The 13,738-nt window shown below is 68.0% G+C and carries 11 protein-coding genes and 3 tRNA genes; 9 read left to right on the top strand and 5 right to left on the bottom strand.

Annotated features, from left to right (window positions below; translation table 11 throughout):
* The first annotated feature begins 37 nt into the window (after positions 1-37).
* Genes Q9R30_RS08275 through Q9R30_RS08255 form a run of 5 tightly spaced genes read left to right on the top strand, consistent with a single transcriptional unit; the run spans position 38 to position 7,080 of the window.
* Entirely contained in the window at positions 38-1,069 is a 1,032-nt protein-coding gene (locus Q9R30_RS08275; protein ID WP_104996636.1) for a universal stress protein, read from the top strand.
* Between the two features lie 27 nt (positions 1,070-1,096).
* On the top strand, positions 1,097-3,883 hold the full coding sequence (locus Q9R30_RS08270) for a PEP/pyruvate-binding domain-containing protein (RefSeq protein WP_396136709.1): 2,787 nt from the start codon (positions 1,097-1,099) through the stop codon (positions 3,881-3,883).
* A 59-nt stretch (positions 3,884-3,942) separates the two neighbouring features.
* Positions 3,943-5,214 (top strand): hypothetical protein, encoded by a 1,272-nt coding sequence (locus tag Q9R30_RS08265; protein ID WP_311217288.1) that lies wholly within the window; start codon positions 3,943-3,945, stop codon positions 5,212-5,214.
* Positions 5,211-6,209, top strand: a complete 999-nt coding sequence (locus tag Q9R30_RS08260) for an ABC transporter ATP-binding protein (RefSeq protein WP_311217287.1) — start codon at positions 5,211-5,213, stop codon at positions 6,207-6,209. Before Q9R30_RS08265 ends, Q9R30_RS08260 begins: the two co-directional genes overlap by 4 nt.
* Positions 6,196-7,080 carry an ABC transporter permease gene (locus Q9R30_RS08255; protein ID WP_396136708.1) on the top strand — a complete coding sequence of 295 codons (885 nt, stop codon included), beginning with the start codon at positions 6,196-6,198 and terminating at the stop codon, positions 7,078-7,080. The genes Q9R30_RS08260 and Q9R30_RS08255 overlap by 14 nt, the downstream gene beginning before the upstream one ends.
* A 40-nt stretch (positions 7,081-7,120) precedes the next feature.
* Here the strand turns inward: Q9R30_RS08255 and Q9R30_RS08250 are convergent, their stop codons facing one another.
* From Q9R30_RS08250 to Q9R30_RS08235, 4 genes are all read right to left on the bottom strand, one after another.
* A complete protein-coding gene (locus Q9R30_RS08250) occupies positions 7,121-8,587 on the bottom strand; it encodes a C40 family peptidase (RefSeq protein WP_311217286.1) in 1,467 nt (488 codons plus the stop codon).
* A gap of 209 nt (positions 8,588-8,796) precedes the next feature.
* Entirely contained in the window at positions 8,797-9,717 is a 921-nt protein-coding gene (locus tag Q9R30_RS08245) for a cation diffusion facilitator family transporter (protein WP_104996640.1), read from the bottom strand.
* Between the two features lie 10 nt (positions 9,718-9,727).
* A complete protein-coding gene (locus tag Q9R30_RS08240) occupies positions 9,728-10,156 on the bottom strand; it encodes a metallopeptidase family protein (RefSeq protein ID WP_104996641.1) in 429 nt (142 codons plus the stop codon).
* Between the two features lie 9 nt (positions 10,157-10,165).
* Positions 10,166-11,149 (bottom strand): DMT family transporter, encoded by a 984-nt coding sequence (locus Q9R30_RS08235; protein WP_311217285.1) that lies wholly within the window; start codon positions 11,147-11,149, stop codon positions 10,166-10,168.
* Positions 11,150-11,275: 126 nt separating this feature from the next.
* Between Q9R30_RS08235 and Q9R30_RS08230 the strand changes: the two genes are divergently transcribed.
* The gene (locus tag Q9R30_RS08230; protein ID WP_311217284.1) at positions 11,276-11,959 is read left to right on the top strand and encodes a thioredoxin domain-containing protein; all 684 of its coding nucleotides are present in this window, start codon (positions 11,276-11,278) and stop codon (positions 11,957-11,959) included.
* Between the two features lie 19 nt (positions 11,960-11,978).
* On the opposite strand, the gene Q9R30_RS08225 is transcribed toward Q9R30_RS08230, so the two are convergent.
* The gene (locus tag Q9R30_RS08225; protein WP_311217283.1) at positions 11,979-13,025 is read right to left on the bottom strand and encodes a PHP domain-containing protein; all 1,047 of its coding nucleotides are present in this window, start codon (positions 13,023-13,025) and stop codon (positions 11,979-11,981) included.
* A gap of 164 nt (positions 13,026-13,189) precedes the next feature.
* Here Q9R30_RS08225 and Q9R30_RS08220 point away from each other — a divergent pair.
* The 3 genes from Q9R30_RS08220 to Q9R30_RS08210 all read left to right on the top strand — a co-directional run bounded on the left by Q9R30_RS08220 (position 13,190) and on the right by Q9R30_RS08210 (position 13,551).
* A tRNA-Glu gene (locus Q9R30_RS08220) sits at positions 13,190-13,262 on the top strand.
* 91 nt (positions 13,263-13,353) lie between these two features.
* A tRNA-Asp gene (locus Q9R30_RS08215) sits at positions 13,354-13,427 on the top strand.
* A gap of 48 nt (positions 13,428-13,475) precedes the next feature.
* Positions 13,476-13,551: transfer RNA gene (locus tag Q9R30_RS08210), tRNA-Phe, on the top strand.
* Positions 13,552-13,738 lie beyond the last annotated feature (187 nt).

Here is a 13,738-nt window from a genome sequence, read left to right as displayed (position 1 = left end):
GGCGCAACATCAGGCAGTATCGCGAGGAGGCGGCCCCATGGGCGCACCAGAGTTGCATCCGGACCCCCAGGACGGCGGCAGCACTGCTGCTCCCGAGGGGATCGTGGTTGGCGTGGACGGTTCGGACCACGGCCAGTGCGCGCTTGTATGGGCCGCGCGCGAGGCCCGGCGCCGGCGCCGTCCGCTGCATATCGTCACTGCGTACTCCGTGCCGATCTTCGCCGCATCGGGCCTCGACGGCGGCTATGCAACCGTGGACGACTCCGTGATCCGCGAAGGCGCCGAGGCGGTGGTCAAGCAGGCCCTGGACAAGATATCCACCTACGACATCGATGTCACCGCGTCCGTGGAGAACGGCGATGCCTCCGGCGTGCTGCTCGAGATGTCCCGGACTGCCGAGCTCCTGGTGTTTGGCACCCGCGGACGTGGCGGATTTGTGGGCAGGCTCCTCGGCTCGGTGAGCAGCGCCCTGCCCGCCCACGCCAAATGCCCCACCGTGACGGTCCCGCTGATCTGCGCGGACAGGCTCGGCGAAACCACCGAGGACAGGCGCATCAAAGCCGAGCAGGCCAAAGCCGGGCACCAGCGCGTGGAGAACGTGGTGGTGGTGGGCGTTGACGGCTCGGAGCAGGCACGGGTGGCCGTCCTGGAGGCCGCAGAGGAAGCAGAACGCATGGGCGCCACGCTGCGCGTTGTCTGCGCCGTCCCGCAGTACAGCGGCTCGCTGGCATGGGTGCCGGCCCCCATGGACCGCAAGGCCCTCTTCGCCGACATCCAGCTGACCCTGGACGCCGGCATGGCGTGGCTGCGCAGCCACTTCCCCAACCTCCACGCCGAATCGGAGCTGAAGGACGGCTCGCCCGTTGACGTCCTCGTCGAGGAAAGCCGGCATGTGGAACTCGTGGTTGTGGGTACCCGCGGCCGGGGCGGCTTCACGGGAATGCTCCTGGGCTCAACGTCCGACGGCATACTCCACCATGCCAAGGGCCCCGTGATGGTGGTTCCGGACCGTGAGGACCGCCGCCTGGCGGACCGTGCCAAGTTCGGCCCGGTTCTCGGTTCATCCTGACGAGATCCTGCTGCCAGGAGCTTCGCGATGGCTGCCGACCCGCCAGGAACGGCCGGGCAGGGCCCCCGCCAACAGCCCGGGCACACCGCCCCTGCCTTGATTCTTGACCTCAGCCAGGTGGGCGGCAGCATGCTTCCGCTGGTGGGCGGCAAGGCGGCCAGCCTCGGCGAGCTGATACGGGCCGGATTGCCGGTGCCGGAAGGGTTCTGCCTGACCACGGCGGCCTACAGGGAGGCTACCCGGACCGTGCAGGACGGCGTGCTCGCAGAGCTCGGCAAATTCCAGGCAGCCCTGCGCACGGGAACGCCCGGCGGGAACACGGAACTGGCTGGGATGGCCGGCAGGGCACGGGAGTCCGTTCGCGCCGCCCCGGTTCCGCCGCGGATTGTTGCCGCAGTTGAGCAGGCCTACGCGGCGCTGGGCAAAGCGGCTCCGGTGGCGGTAAGGTCCTCCGCCACGGCAGAGGACCTTCCGTTCGCGAGCTTCGCCGGCCAGCAGGACACCTACCTGAATGTCATAGGCATCGGCGCTGTCCTTGAGGCCGTGCGCGACTGCTGGGCATCCCTCTGGACGGACCGGGCAGTGGCCTACCGGGCCGCGCTGGCGATCAAACCGCACGAAGTAGCCCTCGCCGTCGTGGTTCAGCGGATGGTTGACGCCCAGGCCGCCGGAGTGATGTTCACAGCCAATCCACTGACCGGCAGGCGCCGGGAAGCTGTCATCGATGCTGCCCCGGGGCTCGGGGAGGCGGTGGTTTCCGGAGCGGTCAATCCGGACCACTACGTGGTGGACACCGAAGAATCCAGGGTCCTCGAGCTCAAAATTGGGGACAAACGCGTCATAGCGCGGCCCCTGCCCGGCGGCGGAACCGAGGTACGGGACATGCCAGGCCAAGCAGACGCCGCCAGCCTTTCAGACGAACAGGCCATTGGGCTTGCAGCCCTGGGCATGCAGGCTGAAAAGCACTTCGGTTCCCCGCAGGACACCGAATGGGCCATCGACACCGGCGGGGCACTCTGGCTGACGCAGTCGAGGCCCATCACCACGCTGTTCCCGGTGCCGGAACGCCAGTCCGGAGCCGAAGGGACGAGAGTGTACCTGTGCTTCAGCCTCGCCCAGGGCCTCACCCGCCCCCTCACTCCCATGGGCCTGGCATCACTGCGGCTCGCGGGCTCCTCCGTGGCCAAAGCCGCCGGGTTCGCAGTCCCGGACCCCCGGCGCGGTCCACCACCGTACGCGGAGGCAGCCCAGCGCCTCTACTTCGACCTCACAACGCCGGTCCGGAGCAGCGTGGGGCGGCGGCTCCTTCCACGGGTCTTCGACGTCATGGAAGCCAGATCCGCCATGGTGCTGCGACAGGTTTTTGCGGACCCCCGGTTTTCGGTGACCCGCAAGACCCCGCTCGGACTCCTGCGCCATGTCCTGCCGGCAGCGGTCCGGGCCCGCGTCCCCGAGACCGTGCTCCGGGGACTGTTCCGGCCCAAGGCGGCGCTGCGCCGGCTGGACCGCTTCACCCGGGAATTCGCCGAGGACCTCGAACTGGAGGCCGGGGCGGGACCCGTTCAGCGGCTCGACCATGCGGAGCGTCTCCTGGGCAGCCGGATCTTTGCTGTGGTTCCCGCCATCCTGCCCTTGCCCGCGCTGGGATTCGCCACGCTGTGGCTGGCCGGAAAGCTCCTCGGCGGCCGGGACCGCTGGAAGGACCTGGAGAAGGTGCTCCGGGGCCTGCCGCGGAACGTGACCACCGAGATGGACCTGGACCTGTGGCGGCTTGCATCAGCAGTCAGGGACGACCGCGGGTCACGAACGGCCTTGGCGGAAGGGCAGCCATCCAAACTGGCGGCGGAGTTCAAGGCCGGCAACCTCCCTGCCGTCCTGCACGCGGGCCTGGTACGGTTCCTCGACCGCTACGGGCAGCGGGCCGTGGCCGAAATCGATGTGGGCATGCCCCGGTGGTCGGATGACCCCACGCACATCCTGGGTGTCCTTGCCAACTACCTTCGCCTCACTGATCCCGCCATGGCGCCGGACGTGCAGTTCAGCAGGGCGAACGCAGAGGCGGAGGCTGAAGTGGAGCGACTGGTTGCCGAGGCCCGGCTCCGCGGCAGGGTGCGTGCGCTGCTGGTTGCTGCCGCACTGCGCCGCACCAGGATCTTCGCCGGGCTGCGGGAACTGCCCAAGTACCAGCTGGTCCTGGGCCTCGCCGAAGTACGCAGGCAGGTGGCCCACGTGGGAGCTGCGCTGGCATCCACCGGCCAGTTGGAGCACCCGGAGGACATCTTCTTCCTCGACTTCGAGGAAGCCCGGCATGCCCTGGACAGCGGGGACGCGAATGCCACCAGCCAGCCGGGAAAGCTGCGCGAACTCGTCCTGGAACGGCGCGCCGCCTACGCCAGCGAACTTGGCCGGCGGCGGATCCCAAGAATCCTGCTTTCAGACGGAACCGAACCCGAACTGCTCCATGCTGCGGCCGCCGGAATGGCCGCCGGGGCCGGGAACGGCACGCTGTCCGGCAGCCCCGCATCAGCGGGCTCGGTTACCGGTCCCGCCCGGGTAATCCTGGACCCGGTGGGGGCGCGCCTTGAACCCGGGGAGATCCTGGTGGCGCCGTCCACCGATCCCGGATGGACCCCCTTGTTCCTGACTGCCGGCGGCCTGGTGATGGAAATGGGCGGCCCCAACTCGCACGGTGCCGTGGTGGCCCGGGAGTACGGCATTCCCGCCGTGGTGGGGGTTCCGGAGGCCACCTCGCGGCTTGCCACCGGGCAAAGAATAACGGTCGACGGCGGAGCTGGAACCGTTGTGCCCGACTAGCCCCCTGCGGGCCGGGCCGGGCAGGTGTAGGGAGCGTTCCCGAGGCGTACCCTTGGAATATGGGCTCCAACGACGGAGGCAGCGGGACAATGAGCGGCCCGGATGTGCTACCGGGACGCGGCGAAATCGCGGGACGCGGGATGAACCGGTCCGTTCTCCGGTGGGTACCTGCAGCGGCCGTTCCCGCAGTGATCGCAGCTGGGGTGCTGGTGGGGTCCATCCCGGCACGGGCCGGCGATCCCCTTCCTGAGAAGACCCCGGCTGAAGTGGTCGCGCTGCTCGCTTCCCACACCGCGCACACCTTTTCAGGCACCGTGGAACAGTCCTCGGACCTGGGGCTGCCGGAGTTGCCGGCAACCGGTCCTACATCCGGTCCGGCCTCGTCCGGCGGGGCAGCGTCGGCGATCGAGCTCCTTACCGGCAGCCACACTGCGCGGATCTTCGTGGACGGCAAGGACAAAGCACGCATCCAGGTAATGGACCGGCTCGCGGAACGGGACATCATCCGACGCGGCGGTGACGTCTGGTTCTACTCGTCCAGGGACAACACTGCAGCGCACCTGGCACTGCCGGCCCACGCCAGCGACCTGCCGCTGACGGACCCCGGGCATCAGCTTCCTGGCGATCCCCCAACTGATCACGTCCCGGACGGGATGCCCGTCCCGAGAACACCCCAGGAACTGGCAGGGAAGTTCCTTGCCGCGGCGGACAGCTCGACGGCCGTGACGATCGGCCCTGGCCTCAACGTCGCAGGCCGCCCCGCATACAACCTCGTCCTTGAGCCCCGCACGGAGGGAACACTTGTTGGCAAGGTGGCCATCGCCGTCGACGGGGAGAACGGCATGCCGCTCTCCGTGAAGGTCACCGCGCGCGGCGCGGACGCGCCGGCGTTCAGCGCCGGATTCACCAGCCTGTCCCTGGAAGCCCCTGACGACTCCCTCTTCAGCTTCGTCCCGCCGCCCGGCAGCACGGTAAAGGAACTGCAGCCCCAACATCCCACGCGCTGGCCGCTCAGCTCCGGGTTGCCCGGCAACCCCGGAATGCGCATCACCCCGGACCAGCTCGCCGCCGATGTCCAAGGCAAGGCCCGGCCCTACCTGACAGGGTCAGGCTGGGAGACCGTCGTGGAACTTCCGGCAGGAACCGAAGCCGGAACAGCCCTTAACCAGGCGCTGGCGCAGAATCCGGCGCTGGCCCAGGCCGCCGTCGTTGTTCCTGGCGGGCGGGTGCTCTCCACTGCACTGTTCACCGTCCTGTTCACCGACGACGGCCGCATCTATGCGGGCATGGTCCCGGCGGGCACGCTGCAAGCCGCCTCCTCGGCCCCGTGACGGGCGCAGCAGGGCTTCGCGGACCCTGGGCGTACGGCCTGACCATCGAAACACGGGGACTGACAAAGCATTTCGGCCGGCAGGTGGCCGTGGACAGCCTGGACCTTGCCGTGCCGCCCGGCGCCGTCTTTGGCTTCCTGGGGCCCAATGGCTCCGGAAAGACAACCACCATCCGGATGCTGCTGGGCCTCGCGGCTGCTTCCGCCGGGACGGTCAGGCTGCTCGGAAAGGAGATGCCGGGCAGCTTCCAGGATGTCCTGCCGCGCGTGGGGGCGCTCGTTGAGGGGCCGGCCTTCTACCCGTTCCTGTCCGGAACGGCGAACCTGCACCGGCTCGATGCCGCGGGCAGGCACGCCGATCCCGCAACGCGAAAGGCAAGGGTGGGCACGGCGCTGGAACGGGTAGGGCTCAGCCACGCCGCCGGCAAGCGTGTCCATGCCTATTCGCTGGGCATGAAACAACGGCTGGGGATCGCCAACGCCCTGCTGTCGCCCCGCGAACTGCTGGTGCTGGATGAGCCCACCAACGGCCTGGACCCTCAGGGCACGCGGGAAGTGCGGAACCTGGTACGGTCCCTGGCAGCAGACGGAACCACCGTTTTCGTCTCCAGCCACCTGCTGGCCGAGGTGGAACAAATCTGCACCCACGCCGCCGTCATGAGTGCGGGCAGGCTCGTTGCCCAGGGTCCCCTTTCGGACCTGCGCCGGTCCGGCAGTTCGCGCATCCGCCTGGTGACCCCGGATCCGGGCCAGGCGTCCACTGTCCTGGCCCGGCTGGGGCTGGCGCCGGAGGAAGGACCGGCCCGTCCGGACGGGCAGGTGCTGACCGCCGACCTTGCCCGCCACGGCCCCGGGGCGGGACACCCTTCCCCGGAGGAGCTGGTGGCCGAGCTGGTGCAGGCGGGCGTCCGGGTCCGCGGCTTTGCGGTGGAACGGGAGAGCCTCGAGGAGCGGTTTGTCGCCTTGACGGGGGAGGGGTTCGATGTTGCCCAGTAGCGTTCCGGAGCAGGACCTGGAAACATCCGCCGGCAGGGCAGCGGCGCCCCCGCGCGGAGCCGGCTGGTCCCTTTTGTGCTCGGAAATGGCGGTATTGTTCCGGCGCCGGCGAACCTGGGCCCTGCTGCTGGCACTGGCCGCTATCCCGGTCCTGATTGCGGTGGCCGTCCGGGTCTCCTCTGCCGTTCCTCCCGGGCGGGGGCCGGCCTTCCTGGACCGCATTACGCAGAACGGGCTGTTCGTGGCGTTCACCGCCATGCTGGTGTCCGTCCCGCTATTCCTGCCGCTCACGGTGGGGGTGGTGGCGGGGGACACCATCGCGGGCGAGGCAAACCTGGGAACGCTCAGGTACCTGCTGGTTGCGCCGACGGGCCGTGTCCGGCTGCTCCTGGTGAAGTACGCAGGAGCGCTGGCCTTTTGCGTGGCTGCGCCGGTCACGGTGGCCCTTGCAGGGGCCGCCATCGGGGCCGCGCTTTTCCCCGTGGGGCCGGTCACCCTGCTGTCAGGGGACGTCATCCAGCCTCCGGAGGCCGCGCTCCGCGTCCTCCTGATCGCCGCATACCTGGCCGTCTCCTTGGCCGGGCTGTCCGCGATTGGGCTGTTCCTGTCCACCCTCACCGTGGTTCCGGTGGGTGCCATGGCCGCCACGGTAGTGCTCTCCGTGGTGTCCCAGGTCCTCGACCAACTGCCACAGCTCGAATGGCTGCACCCGTGGTTGTTCAGCCACTACTGGCTGGGCTTCGGGGACCTGCTCCGCCAGCCCGTCCTGTGGGATTCGTTCGCCAGCAACGCCCTGCTGCAGGCGGGATACGTGGCCGTGTTCGGCGCGCTCGCCTACGGCCGGTTTGTCACTAAGGACGTCCTGAGCTGAACTGCGCGCCTACTAGGCGGCCGGCCTAGTAGCCGTCCGCCTAGTAGCGTGCGGCGTAAGGGTAGAGCTGCATCCCGGCCATGGCGCTGAGCCGGGTCACCCCGATGCCCTCCTGCGGGTTCAGCGCGTGGACCACCTGCCCGTTCCCCAGGTAAATGGCTACATGGTAGAAGTTCGACGGCGAGCCCCACACCAGCAGGTCCCCGCGCCGTGCCTGGGAGAGGGGTACGTGCGTGGAGGCGGAGGCGTACTGCTGTGCGGCCGTGCGCGGAAGGTTCTTTCCGGCGGCCGCGAACGCCGCCTGCACCAGGCCCGAGCAGTCAAAACCGTAGGGGCCGGTTCCGCCCCATTGGTAGTAGTAGGGCGCGCCTACCTTCCCCAGGGCCGCAGAGATGGCTGCCTCATAGGTTCCTCCGCCCAAGGGCGGGGCGGGCGCCGGAGCGGGGACTGGTGCCGGTGCCGGGGCGGGCGCCGGAGCGGGGGCGGGCGCCGGTGCTGGAACCGGTGCCGGAGCCGCGGCAGCAGGCGGGGCGGGCGCAGGGGCTGGGGCAGCTGCGGGCGGGGGAGCCGCGGGAGCGGGGACTGCCGGCGCCGCCGGTGTTGCAGCGGCGGGCCGGTCGCCCGCCGTGGTCCGCTGCTCCCGGGCTGCCGCAGCTGCCGCCGGTTTATCGGCCGCAACCGCCAGCGCCGCCAGCCGGGCCTCTTCCCGTTGCCGGTCCAGGGCGTCCACCCGGGCCGATTCCAGTGCCACGGTGGTGTTCCGCAGCTGGGCCAGCTGGTCCACCAGGACGGTGCGCTGTGCCTTGGCGTCCGCTACGGCCTTGGCGGAGGCTGCGTTGGCTTCGTCCGCCTGGGACTTCCGGATTTCGGCAGTTCGTGCTGCCTCATCCGCGGCCTTGGTGGCCTCCCCGGCTGCCGCGGTGAGGGAACGTGTTGCCTCAGCGGCGGCGTCTGCAGCCTCAAAGGCCCGGCTCCGGCCGGCCGAGAGCGCCTGGAGGGTGGCTGCCTGCTGAAGGGTTTCGCCGCCGCCACTGGCAAACGTGCCCAGCGTGGGGTTCAGGCCGCCGTTACGGTAGAGGTCGCCGGCCAGCTGCCCCACCTGCCGGCGGGTCTTGTCCTGCCGCTCGTGCGCCGTCGCAGCCCTGGCTGAGGCCGCGGCCGCTGTGGAGCTGCGCTGCTGCAGCTCCACCAGGGCTTCGCTGTAGGCGTTGTTGGCCTGCATGGCCGCGGCAAACGCGGCCTGCCGGGACTCTGCCGCGGAGCCAAGGATCTGTTCGATCGCGGCCACCTGGTCCGCGGCAGCGGCCTCGCTGGATTTGGCGGCGGCGATGTCCTCTGCCGAGGGGACTTCCGGCGAGGCCGGCACGGAAAAGGAGGGCCGTTGCGGCGCGGACAGGGCGGCTGCGGGCGCTGCGGCAGTCCCCATCATCACGACGGCGGCACACACCACAGCGGACTTGCCAAGGGAAGTGCGCAGTGACTTGCGCAAGGAATTGTCTGAAACCATCTGCGGGAACCTCGAAGCGGTAGGGCTGGAGGTCCTGGTGGAGGCACAACAGTGCCCCTCTGATGCCCGCCAGCAGTCCGAGGTTACGTGACCTCTTGCACTTTGGCAACAAGAGCCACATCAATAACATAAAACACAACAGTGTCATTTGCTGGACCAGCGGAACGGCGTGTCGCCCTGGCTGTACAGGACAGTCCGGCGCGGCCTGGCTAGGCGTGCTGATGGGCCTCGTGTTCGGAATGGCTGGCTGGTTCCAGCTGGAAGGTGCAGTGGTCCGTGTCGAAGTGCGAGCCCAGGCAGGTGATCAGCTTGTCCAGCAGCTGGTCCGCGCCGCGGGCGTTGAGCACCCCGTCCTCCACCACCACATGCGCGGAAAAGACCGGAACACCGGATGTGATGGTCCAGATGTGGATGTCGTGCACGTCCGTGACGCCCTCGACCGACAGGATGTGCTCGCGGATCATTTGTACTTCCACCCCCTTGGGGCTGGCCTCCAGCAGAACATCCACCACGTCGCGGAGCAGCGACCAGGCCCGCGGCAGGATCAGCAGGGCGATCACCACGGACGCGATGGTGTCCGCGGCCTGGAAGCCGGTCACCATGATCACCACGGCGGCAGCTATGACGGCGAAGGAACCCAGCAGGTCACCCAGCACTTCCAGGTAGGCGCCGCGCACGTTGAGGCTCTCCTGGTGGGCGCCGCGCAGGATCAGGAGCGACACCACGTTCGCTGCCGCGCCAAGGACGGCGGCGAACAGCATGATGTTGGTCTGCACTTCCGGCGCCGCACCGATCCGGCGCACCGCTTCGGTGAAGATGACCACGGAGATCACCACCAGGATCAATGCGTTGGCCAGCGCGGCAAGCACCTCTGCGCGCTGGTAGCCATAGGTTCTCTGGTCGCTGGCAGGCCGTCCCGCTATCCACGCGGCCAGCAGGGCAATGGTCACCCCCGCGGCGTCGGAGAGCATATGGCCTGCATCTGCCAGCAGGGACAACGATCCGGAAAGGACGGCGCCCACCACCTGGACCAGGACCACGGTAAGCGTGATCACCAGGACGGCCACCAGCCGTTTCCGGTGCCGGCCGGTCGCGGTGATTCCGTGGGTATGGCTGTGGTCGTGTCCCATGCCTACAAGGCTAGCCCCAGCCGAGCTCGTGCAGCCTGTGGTCATCTATCCCGAAGTGGTGGGCGATTTCGTGCACCACTGTCACCGCAACTTCGTGGATGACGTCCTCACGTGAGGAGCAGATTTCCAGGATGGGTTCGCGGTAGATGGTGATCCTGTCCGGCAGCGAGCCGGCGTCCCACCAGGAATCACGTTCAGTCAGGGGCACGCCCTCGTAAAGCCCCAGCAGGACCGTATCCGGGTCCTCTCCGGGTTTTGGCACGTAGTCGTCCTCGATGAAGACCGCCACGTTGTCCATGGCACCGGCCAGTTTTTCCGGGATGCTGTCCAGGGCGTCCTGGACGGCGGCCTCGAACTCGTCCTCGGGCATGGTGAAGCGAAGGGGCTCGCTGGGGCCTTCAGGAACGGTCGGCAGTCCCGGCGGCAGGCTGGCTGGCATACCTGGATTCTAGCGGGAAGCGGACGGCCCGGCCCCGCGCGCAGCCTTGCTCCTGCGCCGGGTCAGCCCCACGCCAACCAGGCACACCAGTCCGCCAGCCAGGCCCAAGGCGCCGGGAATTTCACCGAGCAGCAGCCAGGAGATCAGGATGGTGGTTCCGGGCACCAGGTACGTGGTGGCGGCCAGCTTCCCCGCATCCACCAGTGAGAGCGCGTAGGCCCAGGTGGTGAAGGCGATCGCTGTTGGAAAGACGCCAAGGTAGGCGAGGCCCCAGGTTGCCTGCGGCGGCGCGGCCTGGACCTCGGCCATGAGCTGGCCGGCAAAGGGCAGGCAGCACGCCGCGCCCACAAGTATCCCGAACCACGTGGCCTGCGCGGCGGGAAACTTCCGCAGCACCGGCTTCTGGATGATGACGCTGACTGCGGCGAGCACGGCGGCAAGGAGGCATAGCAGCACCCCTGCCACGTCCGCCGTCGTGCGTTCCCCTGGCGTGGAAGCCTGGCCGGACCCGAAGGCGATCAACGCCACCCCGGCGAAGGCAACCAGGCTCCCGATGATCAGCCACCGCGGAAAGCCCTCCTTGAGGAAGACGCCGGCCATGATGGCCACAAGGATGGGGTTGACATTGATCAGCAAGGCACTGGTGCCGGCGTCAAGCACGTGCTCTGCGGCGTTCAGCGCCACGTTGTACCCGCCGAACCACATCACTCCGTAGGCGAGGATGGGCCACCATTCCCGTCCCCGCGGCAGCAGCCTGCTCTTCAGCAGTTGGGGGAGGACCAGCAGGGCCAGGACGACGGCGGCAATCGCCAACCGGCCGAGCGTCAGGGGGCCGGGGGAAAAGTGCGGGCCTATCGCCCGGATACCCACAAAGGCCGATGCCCAAAGGACCACTGTCACCACCATGGCGGCCACTCCGAGCGCCTTCACCCGGCTGGCGGCTGCTTGGGGAGGTGCGGAGGCGGTCCGGCTGGCGGGGCTGGTTGAAGGCATGAAGCAAATCTAGCTGCGGGCCGGCAGCACTGGCTGGCGGAAATCAGCCATGTCTGGTCAAGTTCCTGCCAAAAGGCGGGCCTCCGTGCAGCCCCGGGAACAGGCTCCTCGGCTAGGATGCGGTTTATGGTCTCAAACCCGGCTGCACCCCGCGATTCTGCACGCCTTACAAGGAAAGTCATCTGGATCATCCTCGCGCTGGTCGTGGCGGGTTTTGTTGCCTGGTACGCGGTACTGACGCTGGGGAAGTCAGCGGATCCTGCCTCCCAGCCAGGCGGCGCCGAGCAGCTTGTCCGGACAGACAGCCACCGGTTGACCAGCCCGGCGGTGGAGAAGGCGCAGCTGGTGGAGTTCCTTGACTTCGAATGCCCGTCCTGTGGCTCCATTCATCCGGTGGTGGAGGAATTCAAGGCGGAGTTCGGCGACAGGATCACGTTCGTCCACCGGCACTTCCCCTTGTCGGCCCACCCGAACTCGGGGCAGGCGGCCCTGGCTGCCGAGGCCGCGGGCCAGCAGGGGCAGTACCAGCAGATGGCCAACAAGCTGTTCGAAACCCAGTCCCAGTGGGCCGGGAACCAGGCATCCCAGGCCCCGCTGTTCCGCACCTTTGCCGAGCAGTTGGGGCTGGACCTTTCCCGCTTCGATGCCGCCGTCGCCGATCCCAGGACGGAGGAGCGCATCCTTGCCGACGTTGCGGACGGCAAGGCGCTGGGCGTGACTGGAACGCCCACCTTTTTCCTGGACGGCGAAAAGCTCACGCTCACTAGCAAGGCCGATTTCCGGCAGAAGCTCGCGGACGCCGCCAAGTAGGACCGGGTTTCAGCCGGGGCTACCGGGCGTTCGCCCATTCCAGCAGGCGTTCCACCGGCCAGGTGGTGATGATGCGGTCAGCGGGGACCCCGTTCCGTTCGGCACGCTCCGCCCCGTACTGCAGGAAATCCAGCTGGCCCGGTGCATGGGCGTCGCTGTCGATCGAGAACAAGCAGCCGGCATCGAGCGCCAGCTGGATCAGCGCGTCCGGCGGATCCTGCCGTTCCGGGCGGGAGTTGATCTCCACTGCCACGTTGTGTTCGGCGCAGGCGGCGAACACCTCCTTGGCATCGAAATCCGACGGCGGGCGCGTACCCCGGGATCCCTCCACGAGGCGTCCGGTGCAGTGGCCAAGGACATTTGTGTGCGCGTCCTGGATGCCGCCGAGCATCCGCCGGGTCATGGTCCTGCCGTCCGAGCGGAGCTTTGAATGGACACTGGCCACCACAATGTCCAGGCGGTCCAGCAGTTCCGGTTCCTGGTCCAGGTCCCCGGACTCCAGGATGTCCACCTCGATGCCGGCCAGCAGCCGCACAGGGTTGGCAGCCCGGGCAGCTTCGATCGCGGGGTGGGTGCCGTCGTTGATCGCGTCCACCACATCCAGTTGCTGCAGGAGGCGTTCCGCCGAGAGCCCGTTCGCGATGGTGAGGTTGGGGGAGTGGTCCGTCAGTGCAAGGTATTCCCTGCCCAGCACCCCGGCGGCCGCCACCATCAGCTCGATGGGGGAGCCGCCGTCGGACCATTCACTGTGACTGTGCAGGTCGCCCCTCAGGACCTCCCGGATGGTAGCCCCGCCGGAAGCCAGCGGCTGGACGCCCTTCTCGCGGAGGTCGGCGAGGTAATCCGGGACCTCTCCCTCCACTGCCTGCCGGATCACCTGGTACGTCCGGTCGCCGATGCCCTTCATTGACTTCAGCCGGCCGTTCCGTGCACGGGCAGCCAATTCCTCCGGCGGCAGCGGGCTGATGGCAGCCGCCGCCTTGCGGAACGCCTGGACCTTGAAGGTGGCAGCGCGTCCGCGCTCCAGCCAGAAGGCGATCTCATTGAGCGCTGCTACGGCATCCATCCGTCCATCTTGACCCGTCCAGCCTGCCCTGTGGCGGTGTTTTGGCCGATTTTGGATAATTCCTGCCTAGGCCCTATAGTTTTAGAGTCCAGTTCGGAGAAACGCAAAGGACAAAGACGGAAAGCATCGCTTGACGCCTTTTATTTTGTTCCGAACGGGTTCTGGCCCCCATCGTCTAGCGGCCTAGGACACCGCCCTTTCACGGCGGCGGCACGGGTTCGAATCCCGTTGGGGGTACGCAAGGAACTGGTCAGGCAGGCAGAAAATGTCTGGTAGGCTGGAAGCCTTGAAAAAAGCGGTAGAGATACCGCGAAAGCAAGAAACGCAAGGCCCTGTAGCGCAGTTGGTTAGCGCGCCGCCCTGTCACGGCGGAGGTCGCGGGTTCAAGTCCCGTCAGGGTCGCTCTGATTGTTGGAAGCAATTCCGGCTCTCATGGTGACTAGTCACCTAGGCTCTGTAGCTCAGTTGGTAGAGCGTTCGACTGAAAATCGAAAGGTCACCGGATCGACGCCGGTCGGAGCCACCACTGGGAAGCATCAGTTCTTCGGAACTGGTGCTTTTCTGCTTAACGGCTGCCCCTTTACGCTTGCCCCGCTGTTCCAGCCTTGACCTGACGTGCCCCGCCTGTCCGCGGACCTCCCCGCGGCTCCTGCCTTCTGCCGTAACCCTCGGCCAAGGGATAGGGTTGGGAGCAACAGAAGGGGGAGTGCCTG

The organism is Arthrobacter sp. AB6 (assembly GCF_031844545.1).
GTDB lineage: Bacteria > Actinomycetota > Actinomycetes > Actinomycetales > Micrococcaceae > Arthrobacter.
The sequence above is the reverse complement of the archived record's forward strand: the minus strand, read 5'-3'. Positions and strand labels throughout refer to the sequence as shown.

Bases quoted from the DNA above. Each gene is read 5' to 3' on its own strand.
- Q9R30_RS08275 (WP_104996636.1), top strand. From the start codon at position 38: ATGGGCGCACCAGAGTTGCATCCGGACCCCCAGGACGGCGGCAGCACT.
- Q9R30_RS08270 (WP_396136709.1), top strand. From the start codon at position 1,097: ATGGCTGCCGACCCGCCAGGAACGGCCGGGCAGGGCCCCCGCCAACAG.
- Q9R30_RS08265 (WP_311217288.1), top strand. From the start codon at position 3,943: ATGGGCTCCAACGACGGAGGCAGCGGGACAATGAGCGGCCCGGATGTG.
- Q9R30_RS08255 (WP_396136708.1), top strand. From the start codon at position 6,196: ATGTTGCCCAGTAGCGTTCCGGAGCAGGACCTGGAAACATCCGCCGGC.
- Q9R30_RS08250 (WP_311217286.1), bottom strand. From the start codon at position 8,587: ATGGTTTCAGACAATTCCTTGCGCAAGTCACTGCGCACTTCCCTTGGC.
- Q9R30_RS08245 (WP_104996640.1), bottom strand. From the start codon at position 9,717: ATGGGACACGACCACAGCCATACCCACGGAATCACCGCGACCGGCCGG.
- Q9R30_RS08240 (WP_104996641.1), bottom strand. From the start codon at position 10,156: ATGCCAGCCAGCCTGCCGCCGGGACTGCCGACCGTTCCTGAAGGCCCC.
- Q9R30_RS08235 (WP_311217285.1), bottom strand. From the start codon at position 11,149: ATGCCTTCAACCAGCCCCGCCAGCCGGACCGCCTCCGCACCTCCCCAA.
- Q9R30_RS08230 (WP_311217284.1), top strand. From the start codon at position 11,276: ATGGTCTCAAACCCGGCTGCACCCCGCGATTCTGCACGCCTTACAAGG.
- Q9R30_RS08225 (WP_311217283.1), bottom strand. From the start codon at position 13,025: ATGGATGCCGTAGCAGCGCTCAATGAGATCGCCTTCTGGCTGGAGCGC.